We start from the raw sequence: 3,303 nt of genomic DNA, 5'->3' as shown, positions 1-3,303 counted from the left end.
CTCACAAACCTTTCTTATTTTTGATGAAAAAGCCCTGCAGCCCATTATCAACGAAGTGCATCGTATCTTAAAGCCAAAGGGCAAACTCTATGCTTCTAGTCTTTTTAATACAGAATTTGATGTGGATATAGTCTGTGATTTTAAAGACTTGACAAGAGAATCTGGCAAGGCTGGAATTTGGGGGCGATACACGACCTTTAGCCTCCCTACAATGCAAGACATATTACAAAACTACAATGCTTTTACTATCCACCCCTTTATGCCAGAGATTGACTTCCCACGCACGACACACAGAGGCATTACCACATATAGTGTGAAAGTGTTACAAGATTCTCATCTTATCCAAGTAGATGAAAACTTTGGCGGTGCGTTTGTAGGAGAGACAAAGAGCGATGAAAATATGAGTGCCCCCCCCCCGCAGGGGACTGAAGCGGAGGAGAATGATTCAAGCAAGATAACCCCAAGCGGAAGTATTTGCGAGGAAAAATCGCTGCTTTCAAGCGAACAAGCAAAGAGTTACCTAAGCGGTAATGACGCCGCTTGTGAGCGTAGAATCAGCGATTTTAACCGCAAAGACAACGCTAGGTGTAACCCCACAAGACTGCAAATATCCGCAGGTATGCTAATGAATTGGGGGGTTTTAGAAGCGACAAAATAGCTTAATCCCATAAAGAAAGGCGTAAAAATGTAGAGAGAAACAAAGCGGTTTCAGCCACGCAAAAGACGAGCCGCAAAGCGAGGCGACAAAGCAAGTCGCAAAAGACAAGCCGACAAAGACGCGCCGACATAAAAACGGCTCAAACAAGACACACAAACCAGCCTTCCAAGATTTGAGATGAGAAAGCTGCGTTTTGCGAATGAGATGTATTAAACATACATCGCAGTGAAGCAAGATGAAGCAATCGCGGCTTTATCGCTCAAAGCTGGAGGCTAAAAAGGAGAATTTAAAATGAACTATCAAGAGCAATTACTCAAAGCCATTCCCGGTGGCGCCCATACATATTCACGCGGATACGATCAATACCCTAGCAACGCGCCGCAGATTCTCAAACGCGGCAAGGGGGCGTATATCTATGATGAAAATGAAAATGAATTTTTAGACTATGGTATGGCTTTAAGGGCGGTATGTATCGGCTATGCTGATGAGCGTGTAAATGCCGCTGCTATAAGGCAGATTGAAAATGGCAATAATCTCACACGCCCTTCACTCATAGAGCTAGAAGCCGCTCAAACGCTGATTTCTGCAATAGATTCAGTAGATATGGTGAAATTTACCAAAAACGGCAGCACCGCTACAAGTGCAGCAGTCAAACTCTCTCGTGCCTACACGGGCAGAACGCTCATCGCACGATGTTTAGAGCATCCATTTTTTAGCTATGATGATTGGTTTATCGGTAGCACAGAAGTCAAACGCGGTATCCCACAAAACATACAAGATGACACGCTTGTATTCCACTACAATGACATAGCCTCACTTGAAGCCCTTTTTGATAAGTATAAAGACAAAATTGCCTGTGTGATTTTAGAACCTTCAAATTTAGAACACCCAAGGGATAACTTCTTGCAGAATGTCCGTGAGCTTTGCAATAAAAATGGGACGGTGATGATTTTAGATGAAATGATTACAGGCTTTAGGTGGCATATTAAGGGTGCGCAGCATTATTATGGTGTAACACCTGATTTATGCACCTTTGGCAAAGCATTGGCAAATGGCTTTTCAGTGGCAGCAGTGGCTGGAAAAAGGGAGATTATGCAATTAGGCAGTATTGAATTTAGCGGAAGTGAGCGGGTATTTTTACTCTCTACCACACACGGGGCAGAGATGTCCCCACTTGGTGCGTTTATAGAAACATATAGAATCTTAAAAGAAAACAATGTCGTTGATTATCTATGGGATTATGGGCGAAAACTTGTCAGCGGTATCAATCAAATCGCTAAAGATTTGGGGATTGAGAAACATTTTGTCGCCACAGGCGTGGAATGTCAGCCCTATATCCTTACCTTTGATGAAAAAGGAGAATCTAGCCTAGCATTCCGCACACTCTTTTTACAAGAGATGATTAAACATAAGATTCTATTCCCTTGTATTGCGATGAGTTATGCTCATAAGCAAAAGGAGCTTGATTACACATTAGAGGCAGTGGCAAAGAGCCTTGAAGTGTATAAAAAGGCATTGCAAAATGGCGTGGCAAACTACCTTGTAGGCGATGTAGTGAAGCCTGTGTTTAGAAAATACAACTAAAGGAGAAAACAATGGAAGAAAATTTTTGCTTAGAGGTTACGACAATCTGTGATGCAAACTGCATTATGTGTCCGCGTGATGAATATCCATTCCGCTTTAAGACTATGGATTGGGAGACCTACAAACTTTGTGTTAGTCGCTTAAAAGAGCATTTTAGACAAACAGGGGGGGGGGGGCAGACCATAGGCTTTGGCGGTTATGGTGATATTTTTATGTGTAAAAAAGAAATTCTTTTGCAATATATGCAATATATCAAAGATGAAATCCCGAATTGCAAATTGCAAAGCTCTTCTACTTGCAATGCTATCACCGAAGAGAAATTGCCCCTGCTAGAATACCTTGATGTCTTGCGTGTAAGTATGTATGGTATGGATAAGCAAACCTATGAGAGTGTGCATAAGGGCAGTGTGAAGTTTGAACGCGTATGGGAGAATATCCATAGAATCTTAGACTATCCCAAGCGTCCCTATCTTAGCTTTAACTATGTGATTTTAAAGCAAAATAAACATCATATAGAGCAGTGGAAAGAGTATTGGGAAAAAAGGGTTGATGAGATTCAAATATGGAAACCCCATAATTTTGGTGGATTCTACGATACGCTTGAGTTGCAGGGCTTAAAAGATAGCATAGAGATTAAGCCTTTCACCGAAGCCAAAGACCACCCAAAATGCAATAGAATCTATGGTAGAGATATGATTATTAGAGAAAATGGCGAGGTGAGCCTATGCTGCTTTGACCCACATAGAAAGTTTATTATGGGGAATTTACACACACAAAGCTTAGAGCAAATACAAAATGGAGAACCTATCAAAAATGTGCAGAGAATCTTCAAAGAAAATAGAGTGTTTTCATCAAATCTTATCTGCAAGGTATGCGATCAAATCACTGATAGAAGCGATAGCCTTGTGTATAGCAATGCCCCTGTGGAAGTAGGCAAGACAAATAATGTCGCTAAACGCGTTAATAAAAATCAAAAGGAGTAACAAATGCAAAAGAACATAACGCAAGACAATTATCTACGCACGATGAAAGCAGATAAGAATCTAGCAAAAGATTATTAC

Annotated in this window: 2 protein-coding genes and 1 pseudogene; all 3 read left to right on the top strand. The window is 41.2% G+C overall.

The window, feature by feature from the left end; all coding sequences use genetic code 11:
• A pseudogene (locus tag HCCG_RS05235) lies at window positions 1–658 on the top strand (class I SAM-dependent methyltransferase); the annotation flags it as partial.
• Between the two features lie 291 nt (window positions 659–949).
• Window positions 950–2,242 carry a glutamate-1-semialdehyde 2,1-aminomutase gene (locus HCCG_RS05230; RefSeq protein ID WP_002956394.1) on the top strand — a complete coding sequence of 431 codons (1,293 nt, stop codon included), beginning with the start codon at window positions 950–952 and terminating at the stop codon, window positions 2,240–2,242.
• An 11-nt stretch (window positions 2,243–2,253) separates the two neighbouring features.
• On the top strand, window positions 2,254–3,225 hold the full coding sequence (locus tag HCCG_RS05225) for a radical SAM/SPASM domain-containing protein (RefSeq protein WP_002956393.1): 972 nt from the start codon (window positions 2,254–2,256) through the stop codon (window positions 3,223–3,225).
• Window positions 3,226–3,303: the final 78 nt, after the last annotated feature.

Origin of the sequence: Helicobacter cinaedi CCUG 18818 = ATCC BAA-847 (assembly GCF_000155475.1) — a bacterium.
Lineage (GTDB): Bacteria > Campylobacterota > Campylobacteria > Campylobacterales > Helicobacteraceae > Helicobacter_C > Helicobacter_C cinaedi.
This window is presented reverse-complemented; position numbering and strand designations above follow the sequence as displayed.